The organism is Pseudomonadota bacterium (assembly GCA_027624955.1).
Taxonomy (GTDB): Bacteria; Pseudomonadota; Alphaproteobacteria; order UBA828; family UBA828; genus PTKB01.
This window is the reverse complement of record JAQBTG010000022.1, coordinates 1-16,151: the sequence shown is the minus strand read 5'-3', so window position 1 is coordinate 16,151 and position 16,151 is coordinate 1. Positions and strand designations below refer to the sequence as shown.

Below are 16,151 nucleotides of genomic sequence, written 5' to 3'. Positions count from 1 at the left end.
CACACTCAAACCAAGGAGAAACTCATGAGATACTCAGCGATACTTACAGCAGCCGTCGGTGCGTTGGCACTGTTCACTATCGGCCAACCCAACACAGTCCACGCCCAGTCGACATCTGCCAGCATAGCCGAGGATTTTCCTGTGCCACCGCTCCACCCAGAGGGTGCTGTGCTCGAAACCCGAGAGCTGGCACCGGGTGTCTACGCCCTTATCTCGAACAAGCCGCCGACTGACAATTCCGGATTCGTGGTCGGTGAAAAGGGCGTGCTCGTCATTGACGCCCACATCGACGGCGACATGGCGCGCCAGATCCAGGCCCGTGTGCGCGAGGTCACGGACAAGCCAATTCTATATCTGGTCAACACCAACTATCACGGCGACCACACCTTCGGAAACTATGCCTTCCCAGAGGACACGCGCATCATCGCGCATCGGCTCACCGCCGAACGCATGAAAGACTTCGAACATGAGATGATTCTCATGCTCGCCGCGGTCGATAATGATGCCAGCATCCTGAGCGACACGCGGCTCAGGTTGCCCGACGTCACGTTCGATAAAACCATGAAGATCGATCTCGGCGGGCGCATAGTCGAGCTCCATCACTTTGGCGCCGGCAACACCCCAGGCGACACTGTCGTCTACGTACCAGACGCAAGGGCCGCATGGACCGGCAATATGGTGCTCGGTGAGGGCATCATCCCGTTCCTGATCGAGGGCGGCGCAGTGCCCTACATCGCGAGTCTGGCGCGCTTCGCGCAAACCATTGACGCGCACACGATCATTCCTGGCCACGCGATTCCGACAACTGGCGCGGCGCTTGGCCGTTACCTCGCCTACCTCAATGATCTTGTACATGAGATGCGCGGTGCCCGGCTTCAGGGTCACACGCTGGAACAGGCGTTGAGCGGCTACGCGCTTCCCGCCGCCTACGTCATTCCGGCAGACTCGCCGCTGGCGGCATTCGGCGAATTTAATAACGCCCTACACCGCTGGAACCTCCGCGTGACTTACGGCGAGCTCGCCGGCGGCTGATTGCAAACACACCATCGAGCTATCGACCGGGCGGCGCGTTAACCGCCCGGTCATCTTATTCACGAACCTCCGCCTCAATAGGTTAATAACAGGGTGGACCAATTGCCAAGCCGGATAGGATCGACACTGCGCAATCCAGCGTCGCCATAAGTTTCCACGACTTCCGCCTCTTGGCTGGCCAGCAGCCCGGATAAAATAGCGATTCCGTCGGGCGCCAAATGGTGCGCCAATTCCGGCGCCATTTGGCGCAACGGATTGGCAAGAATATTGGCGCAGATCAGATCATAGGGCGCGGCCTCGCCGATCTCGTGTGCAGCGAAGCCTTCGCTCTGACAAATCCGCACGCTGGCTGCGACGCCGTTCGCCTTAGCGACGGCCTGCGAGACCGCTACCGACGCCGGGTCGATATCCGCCGCCAGCACATCGGCGCGGCCCATGCCGCCGCCGTCCCAGCATTTGGCAATGGCGACGGCGAGAATGCCCGAGCCGGCGCCGAGGTCGAGCGCCTTCTGCACGCGGCGCGTGGCAGCGATACGATCGAGCGCCAGCAGACAGCCACGGGTTGAGCCATGCATGCCGGAGCCAAAGGCGTTGCCGGCATTGATACAGAGCGCGATGCGCCCGGGTGGCGGGTGAAGATAATCGCCGTGCACGACGAAGCGTCCAGCAAACAGCAAAGAAACTTCGCGCGCATATTTAGCTGCCCAGTCTTCGTCGGCAATCGCCTCAATTGCGATCTCCGGCGCCACCAGGCCAAGGCGCGCCGCAGTCTCCGACGCCAGCGCCGTCACGGCATCGCGTTCTAAAATATCGGCGCAATAGGCATTGAGCCGCCACAACCGATCCGGCAATTCTGCAGCTTCTCCGCTGTCGTCCACCAATGACGTCGACACGGCGACTGCATGGTCCTCGAACAGCGTTTCAAACTCGCCGAGAAAGAGCTCAGGGAGCGTTAGGCCGATGCGCCAAACCGCCATAATCGCACCCTCATACCGGCTCGACGAAACGGTCGATAACTTTTTTATCGCCGGCTTTTTCAAAAGCGATACTCAGTTTGCTGCCGTCGACCGAGCGGATTCGGCCGTAGCCAAATTTTTGATGAAAGATGCGCGTGCCGATGGCCAAGCTTCCGGCGGCGGGCTCTTTTTTCCAAACTTCCGTGTCGGCACTTCGCTCGATCAGGCGAGCGCGGGCGCGGCGCGGCGGAAATCCGGATGCTCCGCCATTGCGGCCCGCGAAAGAGCTTTCCATTGCCGTCACCACCGGGAATCCGTCGCGGTTGCGCGCTTCGCTGTGATCGGCCGGCAATTCATCGATAAAGCGCGACGGCAAGGCGCTGACCCATTGACCGTGAATGTGGCGGCTGGCGGCGCTTAAGATATGTACGCGCTTGCGCGCTCGGGTAAGACCGACATAGGCGAGACGGCGCTCCTCTTCCAGGCCGGCAGCGCCGTTTTCGTCGAGCGCCAATTGATGCGGGAACAGGCCCTCTTCCCATCCCGGCAAAAAGACACTGTCGAACTCCAGCCCCTTGGCGCCATGCAGCGTCATGAGGTTGACCATCTCCTCACCGCGGCCTTCCTCGCGGTCCATGACCAGGCTGACATGTTCCAAAAATTCGCCCAGGCTTTCGAATTCCTCGAGCGCGCCCGTCAGTTCCTCCAGATTTTCCACGCGCCCTGGCGCCTGTGGCGTTTTATCCTTCTTCCACATGTCGCGATAACCCGATTCATCGAGCACGGCATTCAACACATCCCAATGCGGCGTTTCTACGGCCATCGCGCGCCAACCGTCGAATTGCTTCAGCAACCCAGACAGCGCGCCGCGCGGCTTGGGCTTCAACTCATCGGTCTCGACCAGAACTTCTGCTGCGCTGTAGAGCGAACAATCCGAAGCGCGGGCAAGGTGATGCACGAGTTGCAGAGTGGCGTCGCCCAGGCCGCGGCGCGGCAAATTGATGATGCGCTCAAAAGCGAGATCATCATCGCGCTGCCCCAACACGCGAAGATAGGCCACAGCATCGCGGATTTCCTGGCGCTCGTAGAAACGCAGACCGCCGATCACCCGGTATGGCAAATTGATAGCGACAAATCGTTCCTCAAAGGCGCGGGTCTGGAAGCCGGCGCGCACCAAAATCGCCATTTGCTGGATGCTTTCGCCGGCGCGCTGGAGGCTCTCGATGGCTTCACCCACGATACGTGCCTCTTCATCACCGTCCCAACAGCCGGTGACCGCGACTTTCTCACCGTCACTATCCTCGGTCCACAGGGTCTTGCCGAGTCGCCCCGTGTTGTGAGCGATCAGCCCCGAGGCTGCGCCCAATATGTGCCCGGTGGAGCGGTAGTTGCGCTCCAAACGGACGACCTGGGCACCCGGGAAATCCTCCTCGAAGCGCAGGATGTTGCCGACCTCGGCGCCGCGCCAGCCATAGATCGACTGGTCATCGTCACCAACACAGCAAATGTTATGGCGCGCGCGCGCCAGCAAGCGCAGCCACAAATATTGCGCCACATTGGTATCCTGATATTCGTCGACCAAGACATATTTGAAGCGCCGTTCATATTCCGCCAGCACGTCGGGCTCGGCGGTGAAGATCGTCAGATTGTGCATCAAGAGATCGCCAAAATCCGCCGCATTTACGGTTTTCAGGCGATCTTGATATTGCCGGTAGAGCTCGGGCGCTTTGCCGTTGGCGAATTCCGCACCGGGAGCATTGGCAACTTTATCGGGCGTCAGACCGCGATCTTTCCAGCGCTGCACGATGATCGAAAGCGTGCGCGCCGGCCAGCGCTTTTCATCAATGTCAGCCGCCCGCACGAGCTGTTTCAACAAGCGCACCTGATCATCCCCGTCGAGAATGGAAAAATCGGACTTGAGACCAACAAGTTCCGCGTGACGCCGCAAGATTCGCGCCGCCATGGCGTGGAACGTGCCCAACCACAGCCCCTCCGCCGGCCGGCCGATCAGAAGCGAGACACGCTCCACCATCTCGCGCGCCGCCTTATTGGTGAAGGTGACCGCTAGGATTTCGCTGGGAAATGCTTTGCCCTGATGCAGGATATGCGCGAGGCGGCTGGTCAGCACCCGGGTTTTTCCAGTGCCGGCACCGGCAAGGACGAGCACCGGGCCATCCACCGCCTCAACTGCAGCGCGTTGCTCAGCATTGAGCGACGTCAGATAGGTGGGTTCTGGCGCTTTCGCGGGCGGCCCGGCGGGATTGTCTTCCACCAAGTCGGCAAGATCGAAGGGATCACTCATGTGCCAGTCTAGTCACGAATCGATAGCCACATATATAACATCGCGCGCCCGACATGCCACGCAATGAACGCCAAACCGTGGCGATTATCCGCCGCCGCCATGGATCTCGCGCCACGCCGCCTGCAAGGCATCGCTATGCGCTCTGAGCGCCTTGTCGCGGTGGGCGACGCCGATTACCTGGGCGCTCTCATCATCAGTAACAACCGGCAGGCGATCCACCCCGCTCGCGTCCATCAGGCGGAGCGCAGTGGTTAACTCGTCATCGGCGCGCAGGATGACGGGGCCCCGGTGCAGCAAATCCGCGGCATAGAGTAGCGGGTCGAGATCGGCTTCAAAGGCGACTTCTTTAATATCGGCGAATCCCACCATGCCCAATTGCCGCCCGTCTTCATCCACCACCACAATGTCGGCGTTGGAGTCGACACTCAAGATACGCTTTATGTCACCCATGCCGGCGGTCGGTGCTAGGCGGATGAATTCGCGCGTCATGACGTTCGAGACCCGAACCTCGCGCATCAATCCCACTTCGCGGCCTTCCTGCAAATCTAGGCCACGGTCGCCTAGTTGCATGTGAAAGAAGGAGCGGTGGCCAAATGGCGCAGTTGCAACCGCCGCTACCGCTACGGCCACCATGACGACGACGGTCACCTCATAGCTGCTGGTCAATTCGAAGACGATCAAGATTGTCGAAATAGGCGCACCAAGAACGGCGCCCGCGACCGCGCCCATGCCGGCGATCGCGTAAACGCTCTGCGACGAAGAAAGCTCCGGCACAATACTCGCCGCGACGAACCCGAAGGCACCGCCGGTCATCGCCCCGATGAACAGCGAGGGGCTGAAAACGCCACCAACGAAACCCGATCCGAGGGACAGCGAGGTAGCGGCAATCTTGGCCGCGAGCAAGGCGAAGAGCAGCCAAAGCGGAATGGCTTCGTTGAGCGCCCGGTTGGTCGCCTCGTAGCCGACGCCGAGAATTTCCGGCAGAACGATGGCGATGGCACCAATCGCGGCGCCAGCCAGGGCCGGGCGCAGCCAGCCCGGCACATTTGTGCGCTCCCACGCCATTTGGGTAAAAAGGATGCCGCGCATGAAAATGACTGCGACGGCGGCGCTGACCAGGCCAAAAAGGGCGAATGCGGGCAGCTCGAGAAACGAGACCAGCGTCGAATCCGATATAACGAAGGCGGGAAAATCACCTAAATGAACGCGGGCAATAATGGTGCCGACAACCGAAGCGATCACAACAGGGGCAAAGGCGCTAAGCGCATAGTGGCCGATGACGACCTCGAGCGCGAAGAAGGCGCCGGCGATCGGCGCATTGAATGACGCGGCCACCGCCGCGGCAACACCACAGCCGAGCAGCGTGAGCGAGAGCGAACGGCTCAGCTTGAGGCGGTGGCCAAGCAAGGATGCCATGCTAGCGCCGATATGCACCGCTGGCCCCTCGCGCCCGACCGAAGCGCCGGAGCCGATCGAGATAATTGCGCCTAGCGCAGCCACGATGCCTTCCTTGAGGGGGATGCGCCCGCCGTGCAGAACGCTTGCCTCCATGACATCAGCCACACCATGCGGGCGCGCGCCACTCTGAAAATAGCGCACCAACAATCCCACCGCGAGGCCGCCCAGGGTCGGTACGAGGACAATCTGCCACCACGGCAGTTTCGCCGCCGCTGTGATCAGCCGCTCGCCCAGATCGCCATAACCTGCGGTTTGTACGACGCCGATGAGCTCACGAAAACCGATACTGCCATAGGCCGCGGCAACGCCGATTAGCACCGCCAACAGGGATAGAATGACCTGCTCATTGCGAACCAGGCGCAACATTCCCTTTTTAACAGGATGCCCCGAAAGTGACGCGCCCACGCCGACTGTTACTCGCTAGCTATCAGTTACATTGCCCGATCGAGGCTTCTGCACAGATTGTCTTGCCATCGACCCAAGTTGCGCCGCTGAGATCGGCCTTAAGGAAATCCGCGTCGCCAAGAGTTGCGCCGGTGAAATTCGCACCGCGCAAATTGGCGCGGAAAAAGCGCGCGCGGCGCAAATCGGCGCCCTTGAAAGAGGTGTTTACGAGTTCAGAGGTGGTGAAATCCGCCCCGATCAGGCGCGCATCGTCGAAGCGCGTGTTGGTAAACACCGCCGAGACAAATTTGGTCCGGCGCCCGTCAACGCCGGATAGGTTCGAGCCAGTAAAATCGCTGCGCGCGAAGAAGGCGCTGCGCAGATCAGCGCCACTCAGATCGGCGTTCAGGAATTGCCGATTGTCGAGACTGCAGCGCTTCCAATCAACACCGGGAGCTGGTGTATCGGTACAGCCGGCATAGGCCGCAGAAGGCAAGAGCAGAACCGCCAACAAAACGGGTAAGACCGCCAGACCGAGAAATTTCTTCGGAACAAAGACCATTGCCTTATAGATGTACAGTGCGCGGCGGCGCTCGGAAAGCCTTAACTGCCGCCTCATACGCCACTACGTAGAAGTCCGAATGGCCGCACCAAGGCGGCATGGCGCACCAAGCTTTCATGTGCGGCCATAATTTCTCCCAATATCGCCAAGGATTTTTCTGGCAACGGCTCCGACCGCCGCGCGCCGAGATCAACGTGAACCAGCACCCATTCGCTCAGCGCCGAGATCCATCCCTCTTCGCCATGCAGCAATTGCAGGCAAACATGAATGCGCTTGGAATCATAAGCGATCAATTGGGCGGTGACCCGGATCGGCGCGCCCAGAGTAAGTTCGCGGAGGTAAATAATTCGCGTATCGAGCGCGAATGTCGATTTGTTGGTCGCCTTCACATAGCTCTCGCCGATGCCAATACGGGTGCCGAAGGCATCCATCGCGTGATCGGCGGCCATCAGGTAATAAGCCACATTCATATGGCCGTTATAATCAATCCACTGGGGAAGGACAGTTGCGCGGTAAATCTCCAGCGGCGCTTCGATATTCATCAATTCAACCCTGTGTTTTTTTGATTTCGTTCAACCGCCGGTGTGCTTGCGGGCGCTGACGACGCGGATCACGTTCAGTTTGGTCAGCCAGGCCACGGTCCGGTGAGCCAAGCTCCGGTTTTCGGTCGGCATGCGGTTCAGTAGCGCGTCGATTTCACACTCCCCCAACTCTCCCAATACCGATAGCAGCGTGTCGGTTTCCTCGCCCGAGAGGAAGAGATAAGGCGCGAACGAAACGATGGGATTTTGCCGAATCGCCTTGAACCAGGCTCCGGCAGCGCCCGGATTGAGCGCGATCCGTGCTTTGCCGTCCAAGAGAGCGGTCGGATACCCGGCGAACAAAGCAAAAGGGTCGTTGCGCAAGGGATGCCCCGGTCCCTTTTCGGGGCGCGGCGCGATGATGGCGGCGGAGCGCCGGCGCGCCGCAAGCGAATCCCAGAGCGCCTGATAGGAGGCAATGACAACCGGCCAATCAAATTTTTCACTGGCATGTCTGCGCCCTGCCTCACCCATACGGCGGCGCAAATCGGCATCGTCGATGAGGCGCAGAAAGGCTTTCGCGCAGGCTCCCGCATCGACGCTGGTACACAGGCTCGCATGACCAAGATAGCGATCATAGCTATCCAATCCCGCAGCGTGGCGGAACGCGATGTCGCCTCCCAAACCGGGCGGCAGGGACACGGTAGGAACGGCAATTCCGGTTTCGCCATCGACGATGGTATCGCGGTAGCCGTTCCAGTCGGTTACCACCACGGGGAGGCCCGTTGCCATCGCCTCGAGCGGAGTCAGTCCGAAAGTTTCCTGAATGTTATCGGACAGCGAAGTGAAAATATCAGCGGCATACCAGATCGATTCGCGAACATGCCCGTCACGGCCATCCAAGAATATGGCGTTGACGGAGGGGCAAATGGTGCGGGCGCTATCAGCAAAGGCCTTTTCGATGGAATCATTGGCAAACCAGCCGGCCTGAATGAGATGAATTTTGCGTTTGGTCTCGCGTGCCGCATTCTCCAATCCGAGATACATCGGCAACGGGTGTGCCTTGGCGTGATAGCTCAGCCTGCCCATAAACAACACGACGATATCGTCTTCGCCGATGTCATGGCGCGTACGCCATTCTTGGCGCCAACCTTCTGCCTTACCGTCAGCTCTGAGCCCGGCGCAGTCGACGCCGAGAGGAATCACCGGAAGCTGAACCGGCGCGTTCGCCAAACCGCGTGTGCGCTCATTCAGATATTCCTCCCAGTCGGTCAGCACGTGACGAAATGTTTCCCGTACCGCCTCGGACGTGCAAATCACCGCGTCCCAAGACTGATAGGGAGCGACCATAAGATCGCCGATACTGTCCATAATGCTTTCAGAGGCCGTGGTGTGGGTGATGCCGCACACGCTATAGCCGCGCGGATCGAATTGTCGGCGCTGCCAGACCAAATCCGTTGTATTGGGCCCGGGCACGAATAGACAGCCGGCTTTGGCCAAATCGTTCGGCTGCTGGTGCGAAATCCACTGAGTCGCGTGTTGCGCACCAGCAAGAGCGGCCACACGCTGTTGAAAATTCGCAAACATGGCTTCGGTCTTGCTGTAACAATAGAGCGGCGAGGCGCCGCCATGCTCGGCATAGGCTTTTAGGAACGCCTCGCCAGCGGCTTGGCGTCCCATGAGTTTGCTGCCCGAAGTATCAAACCCCTCGGGATGATAATAAATTGCGGCGGTGGCCCGCATGCTGCCTCACCTCTCTCACGCGCCAAATTGGCGCGTTCGGGCGGATCATAGCGGCGGGGCGTGGTCCTTCAAGCAAATTGCGGGATTGAAAAACGAAGCCTAGGCCAAAAAGTCGAGCCCGGCAGGCAACGATTCCGCAGCGAACTTGAGGTCAGTGAGTGGCCGACTGGTTTTCGATACGCGCCGTACCGCGGCCATCAACGCTCACCGAAGCGCAGGCACCCGATTTCAGCTCGTCCACGCAGGACTGAAGGAGCTTTATTTCCCGCACATCGTCGCGGTCGAACGGAATAATCTGACTCAGCTTGTTTTCAGCCAGATCGATCAAGGTTTCGATGGAGCGTCGTGTGAGCATTTGTCGAGCCTCCTCTATGACACCGCTGATTAAGGTTAACGACGTCATTTTAGGGGTCGTATATTTAAGAGGTAGTTAACGACGCACACATTCAACACAGGTGGTCGATCATTTCTTTCCGCTGGGTTGCCGATCGGTCACAAATCGGCGCCGGGCGGGCTTCCCTCTACGGGCTAGGAATCGCCGAGACGCTCCGCGACGACGCGCTCGATGGTTGCCTTCAGATCGGGCTGCGAGTCCATCAAGGAGCGGAATTCGCGCGAGTGCAGCATCAATATCTGGCAATAACTGAGCGCCACCACATCGGCGTTGCGCGGCATATCCCGCACCAGGGCGATCTCACCGAAGAAATCTCCGCTTCCGAGGCGTATGGGAGCGTCGCCGATAACGACTTCCAGAGCGCCGGTGGAGACGAAATACATGGCGTCTCCGGTCTCGCCCTTTTTAATGACCTTTTCGCCCGGCAACACCAGACGCGGACGCAAGAGAGCAACAATCTGGCGGATGCGCGCTTGGTCAAGATCCGCGAAGAATGGCACCTTGGCCACCATGACCTCGGGCTTCAAACCAAGGTCGAGCTCGGGCATGGTTTCGAAATCGCGTGCCCGGCTATCGAGATCCGCAATCAGATTGCCGTACACATCGGGACTGATGAGTTGCTCGGACAGCATGCGCCGGTAATCCTGATCCTCAAGGCGTACGGCCACACGACCGATATGACATCTTTGTACGGCATCGAAATAATCTGGATATTGAAGTTTGAGCGCCTCGAGCGCCGTGTCCGTGGCGGCGGCGCGCTGGCGCACAATCTGTTCGAGCCGCGTGGCGGCGTCGGCCCCAAGTAGGCTCTCCATACTCTTTGCTGCCATGCCCAACAACTGACGTAGCCCGGTTTGCGTGGCGATCAAGACTTCGAAGCGCTCAGCGAGTTGGCGTTGCAGGGCACCGGTCAGCCCGAACTTGCGTTGAAGATACATCGCCGTGCGGAAGCCGAAACCGAAGCCGAGTTTTTGCGTCACCGCCTCTTCATAGCCGGCGACGCCGTCGGCTTTCATGCCATCTTCCAGCGTGTCCGTCGCGGCCAAAAGCGCGCGGGTGATATCGTCCGAAGCCACCCCGTCTGAGAAGCGCTTGAGATAAATCTCACGCTCGCGGTTGACCAAGGTGCCAAGGCCGATCTTCACCCGGTCATCCTCGGCGAGCTCGGTGGTGTTCGCCATTTGATGCTCAAGCGCGTTGAGCCGCTTGGTGTAATCGTCGGAGATTTCGCCGGCCAGTTTCGGCGACACCTGCTGCGTCTCGGCGACTTCATGAATTTCGTCGCGGATGCGAGTGAGAGAGAGCGCCATCACCCGGTCGCGCACCACCAGATCGGCGGGAGAAAGTTTGTCCAACCCAAACATCGCCATCACAAAGCGGATCGTCGTAGCGTTAATAAACAAGGTGATCAGCACGAAACAGGTAACCAAGACGACGATGAAATTCTTCACTTCCTGGTCAACGCCGTCGGTCTCGAAGATGACAAGCGCCAGGGCCAATGAGACTGCGCCGCGCAAACCTCCCCAGAACATGATGGTCTTGAAGGCGCCACTTACATTGGCGCTGAGCTTGGCCCGGATCATCAGCGGCAAGACCCCGAACAGCACAGCAGCGCGGGCGGTAAACGCTACGGCGACGAGAACGACCAGCCAAATTGCTTGCTCGCCAGTGAAATCCTTGAGTACCTTCGGAACCAACAAGCCAACCAGGAAGAAAATAAGTGAATTAGCCCAGAACCCGAGCTGTTCCCAGGTTTCGTGCAGCGCGTGCCATGTGGCGGGCGACACCTTGGTGCGCCCGTAAGAGCCCATTACCAAGCCGGCAGTCACAACCGCCATCACACCTGAAACATGCAGATAATGCTCGGCAATCAAGAAGGAGAGATAGGCTAGAACGACGGTCAACGTAACTTCGACAAGCGGCAGGTTGCGCATCATGCCGATGATCCAGGCCATGGCGCGCGAGGCCACCAGGCCGACCGCGATGCCGCCGAAAAAGACCTTGATGAACTCTATCGCCGCGGAACCGGCGGAAGCTTCGGCGCCGGCGACCATCACGCCGGCGAGAATGATAAACAACACAATCGCCGTAGCGTCGTTAAACAAGCTTTCGCCCTCGACCAGGATGGTCAGGCGTTTGGGGGCCCCGAGGTCCTTGAAGATCGCCACCACTGCGACCGGATCGGTCGCCGAGACAATGGCGCCGAGCAACAAGCAGGCAACGAATCCAACCCCCGAGATCGCCTCCATGGCGAAGCCCACCGCAAATGTCGAGATCAACAAGCCAACCACCGCGAGCATCAGGATCGGCTTTATGTCCTTCATCAGGTGGCGGACATTGATGCTCATGGCCGATTCAAAAATCAGCGCCGGCAGGAAGAGGAAAAACACCGCTTCGGAGGTAATATCCAGATTTTCAATGGCGCGCAGAAAGTCTCCGGCGATACCGGCGCCGCTCTTATCGGGGATGACGAGCACGAGGACGCCGAGCAGTACGCCGGCGGCGGCGAGTAGCACGGTGAAGGGGAAATTCAGGCGTCGGGCCAGAGGCTGCAGAAGACTGGCTATCAGCAACAAGACAAACAGGCCAAGCACAACTAGAAAGAGATGTAAGTCCATAGGTACTCCCCCCGACCCGCGGAAACTCCAACGATACATCGCTACCCCACACATCTTCATGTGCGGCACGGCGTGTCAGTTTCTCTTGATTTGGATGCTATCACTCCGCGCGCCCGGCGCAATAGCGCAGTTTCTCGCCGCGACGGACGGGTCAGCAGGCATGGGAAACTGTTGCCTCCGGCGAGAAGGCACGGTAAGGGGAGTATCGGCGCCCTACCGGTTCGTCCCATATCCCAATGGGCTTCGGAATAACAACTTAAAAACAATAGGTTGGACCGCCACTCGAGCAAAGTCGAAGGCACAGGTGGCATGCAGGGCGGCAAGATAGTTTTTATCACCCATTCGGAACAGGCCGATCCAGGCGCTGTTGCTGAAGCGCTGCAGGCACGCGGCTATGAAACGGAAATCTGCTGTCCACTTCTCGGCGGCACGTTGCCGCCGCTTAAGGACGGAAAACCCGAAGGCTACGTCGCCGCCATCATTTTGGGCGGCGCGATGGGGGTGAACGATGCCAGCGAGATGTATTTTATTGCCGACGAGCTTGCCTGGGTAGGCGGACAAGTCGAGAACGACGCGCCCCTTCTCGGCATTTGCCTCGGCGCACAAATGATTGCGCATGCGCTCGGCGCCAAAGTGTGGGAGCACCCCGACGGCGCGCGCGAAATCGGCTATCACCAAATACTCGCAACGCCGGCGGGACGCGGGCTCTTCCCCGAGCGCCTGACAGCCTATCAATGGCACGGCGAAGGCTTCGACCTGCCGCATGGAGCCGAGCTGCTCGCCACAGGCGGCGGTCCCTTCCACAACCAGGCATTCCGCTACGGCCGGAACGCCTACGGCGTGCAGTTTCATCCGGAAATGATTCCGCGAACGATGGAACGCTGGGTCACCTCTGAAAAGGGTGCGCCACAGCTCGATTTACCAGGTGCGCAACCGCTGGCGCAGCAGCGCGCCGAAGCACCGGTGCATGATCCGGTCGTGCGCCAATGGCTGGAAAATTTCCTCTCCGTATGGCTCGGCCCGACGGACCAGGCGAATGGCGTGGATTAGTTCGCGCCAGTAATGCAACGAAGGGACCGCACGCGATGCAGCTTGGCAAGACACTGGCGGCGATGCCGTCATCAGGAATTCGAGACACGTTTAATCGCATTATGGGCATGCCGGATGTCATAAATCTGGCGCCCGGCGAGCCCAATTTTCCGACACCGCCGCACATCGTCTCAGCCGCCAGCCGGGCGATCGAGGCCGGGCATACCAAATATGTCAGCAACGCCGGACTGCCCGAATTGCGTGAGGCGCTCTGCCGCAAGCTGAAGGCCGACAACGGAATCACTGTCGACAGCGACGAGATCGTCGTCACCCATGGCGCGATGGGCGCCCTCTACAGCGCGTTTGTCGGCCTCATCGAGCCGGGCGACGAGGTATTGCTGCCCGACCCGGCCTGGCCGAATTTCACCATGATGGCGACCTTGCGCTCGGCCGTAATCCGGAGCTATCACCTCACCGCCGAAAACGGATTCCTGCCCGATATCGACGAGCTTGAAACCCTGGTAGGGCCAGCCACCAAACTGCTGTTGATCAACACCCCGCTCAATCCGATCGGCTCGGTCATTCCGCGCGCGCGTATGGCGGCGCTGTTGGATTTCGCTGCGGCGCACGATTTGTGGATTATTTGCGACGAGGCATACGAAGCCTTGACCTATACCGACAGCTTCGTGAGCGCCGCGTCGCTGGGTCATCGAGATCGTTTGATCGGCGTTTACAGCTTCTCCAAAACCTACGCCATGACAGGCTGGCGCATTGGCTACATGGTGGTGCCGCGCGCCATCGCGCCGGTTCTCGCCGATTTGCAGGAAGCGATGATTTCCTGCGCCAGCACTCCCGGCCAATGGGCCGCCCTGGCTGCACTGGAAGGCCCGCAAGACGTCGTCGCGGAGATGCGCAAGGCCTATTCTGAACGCCGCCAACTAGCTCTCGATGTGCTTAGTAAACATGGCGTCACGGCACATCCGCCGGACGGTGCGTTTTATCTTTGGATCGATATACGCGGTGCCGGCGTGCCGAGCCGGACATTCGCCGATCAACTGCTGGAGGTCGACCGAGTTGCGGTTGTGCCCGGCCTCGATTTCGGCCCCGGCGGAGAAGGCTATGTGCGCGTGTCACTCGCCGCAGCGCCCGAGGCCCTGCACGAGGGGCTCGAGCGCCTCGGGAAATGCTACACTCGCTTCGCCACCAATGCCGGCGCCGAGATGCGCCGCGCACAGTCGTGAATCGCATTGGTCGATTGAGGGAGAAAATATGAGCACAGACAAAACAGAAGACAGCTGGCGCGGTAGGGTCGGCAAACTGAGCACCGACGAAGTCGATCAATTCCTTGAAGAGCCCAATCTTGCCCGCATCGCTTGCCTTGACGCCAAGGGCTGGCCTTACGCGGTTCCTTGCTGGTACCAGTGGGATGGCAAATCAATCTGGCTGGTGGCGCGGGCCAAATCGAAATGGGCGAAATTCCTGGTAGCTGAGCCGCGCTGTGCGGTAACGATCGATGAATCCTCCTTCGCTGATGCTTCAGAAGACCCGGCGGCGGGTGTGCAACGCAATTTCGCGGCGCAATGCGAAGCGGTGATCGTGGAAGAGCCCAACATCGGCGGGCGCTGGGTCGAGGTGGCGCGCACGATGGCGCTGCGTTACTACGGCGCAAACGGCCCGAGCTATCTCGAGCCGACCATGACCTGGAAGCGCTGGCTGATTCGCCTCGATCCGGTCGAGACCTGGACCTGGCAGGGCATCGCCTGGCCAAAAACCTATCTTGAAGGCGACGCCGTTGCCCGTTGACCGCGCGCTGGGCGGACATAGCGCGCTGACCGGGCGCGAGACCGACACTTCAAGATACCCGCACGCGGGAGTGACTTGGCACGCTGGGCGACATATTCATGCTGGCACCTAAAAGCGATTTCATCGGCCTTGAAGGCGTGACCCATCTGGCGACGGGTGGTGAGCCCCCCTTGCTCAAATCGCACCGCAAAGCGTTCGAAGCATTTGCCCGCGACAAGGCGCGCGGCTTTCCTGGCTACCAAGCGCATTGGGCCGTCGGCGAAGAAGTGCGCGGCCGGCTGGCGGCACTGACCGGCCTCGCAGCCGATGACTTTGCCCTTCTCGGCAGCGCCTCGGCCGGCATCGCTTCTGTGCTCTCGTCCATTGATTGGCGCAGCGGCGACAATGTCGTCACGTCGTCGCTCGAGTACGCGTCCGGCCGTTATGCCTTTGCCCGCCTAGCTGGGGTCAACGTTGAAACCCGCCTCGCTGAGCCGGCTGGCTGGCAGGTCGAACTCGATGGCCTCATCGCTGCCTGCGACACACGAACGCGCATAGTCTATGTTAGCCAAGTTAGCTATCTGACCGGCCAAGCGCTCGACATCGCCGCCCTTTCCGCAGCGCTCAGGCCGCGCGGTATCGCCTTACTCGTCGATGTCAGCCATGCCTTAGGCGTGGTGCCGGTCGACGGCCGGCTTGCCGATTTCATCGTATGCGCCGGCTATAAGTGGCTGCTTGGCACCCACACAGGAATACTCGCCTGGAACAAGACAAGCTGGCCCAGTTTCGAGCCGCTTCACATTGGCTGGAACTCTGCGTCGCAGGGGCCGACACCGGCTTCCTACACGCTAAAGGAAGGCGCCGGGCGGGCCGAAGCGGGCAACCCGAATCATCTCGACGCCTATCTCCTGCGCACCTCGCTCGCCTATCTCGGCGATATCGGCATCGATCGCATTGCGCGCCACGCTTGGGCGCTCGGCGGCATCCTGAGGTCGGCGCTGACCGAGCTTGGCCTTTCAGTTACCACACCGGCGGAACCACATGCCCGCGCCGGCAACATCTGCTTCACCCATCCCGCCGCCGCACACCTGATGGCGTTGGCGGCAGAGGACGACATCCTGGTGTGGGCCGACAACGGCCGCGTCCGTCTTTCCGTACATGCCTTTGTCGATGAAGACGATATTGCCCGCTTGCTGGACCGGCTCCCCGAATATTTGCGCAAAGCCGGCTGACCGCCGCGCCCGGCTTTACAATCCCGAAGCGCACGCTAAATTAGGCGCCAGCGCACCGCGCACAAACACCTAAGCACCCGTAGCTCAGCTGGATAGAGCGCTGCCCTCCGAAGGCAGAGGTCACAGGTTCGAATCCTG

Annotated in this window: 13 protein-coding genes; 5 read left to right on the top strand and 8 right to left on the bottom strand. The window is 60.1% G+C overall.

The annotated features are described in order from the left end of the window. Positions 1-24 precede the first annotated feature (24 nt). Positions 25-1,032: an MBL fold metallo-hydrolase gene (locus O3A94_10065; protein ID MDA1356600.1), complete on the top strand. Its 1,008-nt coding sequence runs from the start codon at positions 25-27 to the stop codon at positions 1,030-1,032. Between the two features lie 74 nt (positions 1,033-1,106). Here the strand turns inward: O3A94_10065 and O3A94_10060 are convergent, their stop codons facing one another. From O3A94_10060 to O3A94_10025, 8 genes are all read right to left on the bottom strand, one after another. After that, positions 1,107-2,009: a 50S ribosomal protein L11 methyltransferase gene (locus O3A94_10060; protein ID MDA1356599.1), complete on the bottom strand. Its 903-nt coding sequence runs from the start codon at positions 2,007-2,009 to the stop codon at positions 1,107-1,109. A 10-nt stretch (positions 2,010-2,019) separates the two neighbouring features. Continuing rightward, complete coding sequence (locus tag O3A94_10055; protein ID MDA1356598.1) at positions 2,020-4,290, bottom strand: UvrD-helicase domain-containing protein; 2,271 nt, start codon at positions 4,288-4,290, stop codon at positions 2,020-2,022. An 84-nt stretch (positions 4,291-4,374) separates the two neighbouring features. Continuing rightward, on the bottom strand, positions 4,375-6,114 hold the full coding sequence (locus O3A94_10050) for a chloride channel protein (GenBank protein ID MDA1356597.1): 1,740 nt from the start codon (positions 6,112-6,114) through the stop codon (positions 4,375-4,377). A gap of 61 nt (positions 6,115-6,175) precedes the next feature. After that, complete coding sequence (locus O3A94_10045; GenBank protein ID MDA1356596.1) at positions 6,176-6,751, bottom strand: pentapeptide repeat-containing protein; 576 nt, start codon at positions 6,749-6,751, stop codon at positions 6,176-6,178. Then, on the bottom strand, positions 6,748-7,236 hold the full coding sequence (locus tag O3A94_10040; GenBank protein ID MDA1356595.1) for a thioesterase family protein: 489 nt from the start codon (positions 7,234-7,236) through the stop codon (positions 6,748-6,750). The genes O3A94_10045 and O3A94_10040 overlap by 4 nt, the downstream gene beginning before the upstream one ends. A 30-nt stretch (positions 7,237-7,266) precedes the next feature. Continuing rightward, on the bottom strand, positions 7,267-8,958 hold the full coding sequence (locus tag O3A94_10035; protein ID MDA1356594.1) for a glycosyltransferase family 4 protein: 1,692 nt from the start codon (positions 8,956-8,958) through the stop codon (positions 7,267-7,269). A 151-nt stretch (positions 8,959-9,109) separates the two neighbouring features. Then, entirely contained in the window at positions 9,110-9,313 is a 204-nt protein-coding gene (locus O3A94_10030; protein ID MDA1356593.1) for a hypothetical protein, read from the bottom strand. Positions 9,314-9,486: 173 nt separating this feature from the next. Then, positions 9,487-11,970, bottom strand: a complete 2,484-nt coding sequence (locus O3A94_10025) for a cation:proton antiporter (protein ID MDA1356592.1) — start codon at positions 11,968-11,970, stop codon at positions 9,487-9,489. Between the two features lie 309 nt (positions 11,971-12,279). Between O3A94_10025 and O3A94_10020 the strand changes: the two genes are divergently transcribed. From O3A94_10020 to O3A94_10005, 4 genes are all read left to right on the top strand, one after another. Further along, a complete protein-coding gene (locus O3A94_10020) occupies positions 12,280-13,020 on the top strand; it encodes a glutamine amidotransferase (GenBank protein MDA1356591.1) in 741 nt (246 codons plus the stop codon). Between the two features lie 35 nt (positions 13,021-13,055). Continuing rightward, positions 13,056-14,240 (top strand): pyridoxal phosphate-dependent aminotransferase, encoded by a 1,185-nt coding sequence (locus O3A94_10015; GenBank protein MDA1356590.1) that lies wholly within the window; start codon positions 13,056-13,058, stop codon positions 14,238-14,240. A gap of 28 nt (positions 14,241-14,268) precedes the next feature. Then, complete coding sequence (locus tag O3A94_10010; protein ID MDA1356589.1) at positions 14,269-14,802, top strand: pyridoxamine 5'-phosphate oxidase family protein; 534 nt, start codon at positions 14,269-14,271, stop codon at positions 14,800-14,802. Positions 14,803-14,900: 98 nt separating this feature from the next. Beyond that, positions 14,901-16,013, top strand: coding sequence for an aminotransferase class V-fold PLP-dependent enzyme (locus O3A94_10005; GenBank protein MDA1356588.1), 1,113 nt, complete (start codon positions 14,901-14,903; stop codon positions 16,011-16,013). Positions 16,014-16,151 lie beyond the last annotated feature (138 nt).

Coding starts and splice junctions, on each gene's coding strand:
- O3A94_10065 (MDA1356600.1), top strand. CDS start 25: ATGAGATACTCAGCGATACTTACAGCAGCCGTCGGTGCGTTGGCACTG.
- O3A94_10060 (MDA1356599.1), bottom strand. CDS start 2,009: ATGGCGGTTTGGCGCATCGGCCTAACGCTCCCTGAGCTCTTTCTCGGC.
- O3A94_10055 (MDA1356598.1), bottom strand. CDS start 4,290: ATGAGTGATCCCTTCGATCTTGCCGACTTGGTGGAAGACAATCCCGCC.
- O3A94_10050 (MDA1356597.1), bottom strand. CDS start 6,114: ATGTTGCGCCTGGTTCGCAATGAGCAGGTCATTCTATCCCTGTTGGCG.
- O3A94_10045 (MDA1356596.1), bottom strand. CDS start 6,751: ATGAGGCGGCAGTTAAGGCTTTCCGAGCGCCGCCGCGCACTGTACATC.
- O3A94_10040 (MDA1356595.1), bottom strand. CDS start 7,236: ATGAATATCGAAGCGCCGCTGGAGATTTACCGCGCAACTGTCCTTCCC.
- O3A94_10035 (MDA1356594.1), bottom strand. CDS start 8,958: ATGCGGGCCACCGCCGCAATTTATTATCATCCCGAGGGGTTTGATACT.
- O3A94_10030 (MDA1356593.1), bottom strand. CDS start 9,313: ATGCTCACACGACGCTCCATCGAAACCTTGATCGATCTGGCTGAAAAC.
- O3A94_10025 (MDA1356592.1), bottom strand. CDS start 11,970: ATGGACTTACATCTCTTTCTAGTTGTGCTTGGCCTGTTTGTCTTGTTG.
- O3A94_10020 (MDA1356591.1), top strand. CDS start 12,280: ATGCAGGGCGGCAAGATAGTTTTTATCACCCATTCGGAACAGGCCGAT.
- O3A94_10015 (MDA1356590.1), top strand. CDS start 13,056: ATGCAGCTTGGCAAGACACTGGCGGCGATGCCGTCATCAGGAATTCGA.
- O3A94_10010 (MDA1356589.1), top strand. CDS start 14,269: ATGAGCACAGACAAAACAGAAGACAGCTGGCGCGGTAGGGTCGGCAAA.
- O3A94_10005 (MDA1356588.1), top strand. CDS start 14,901: ATGCTGGCACCTAAAAGCGATTTCATCGGCCTTGAAGGCGTGACCCAT.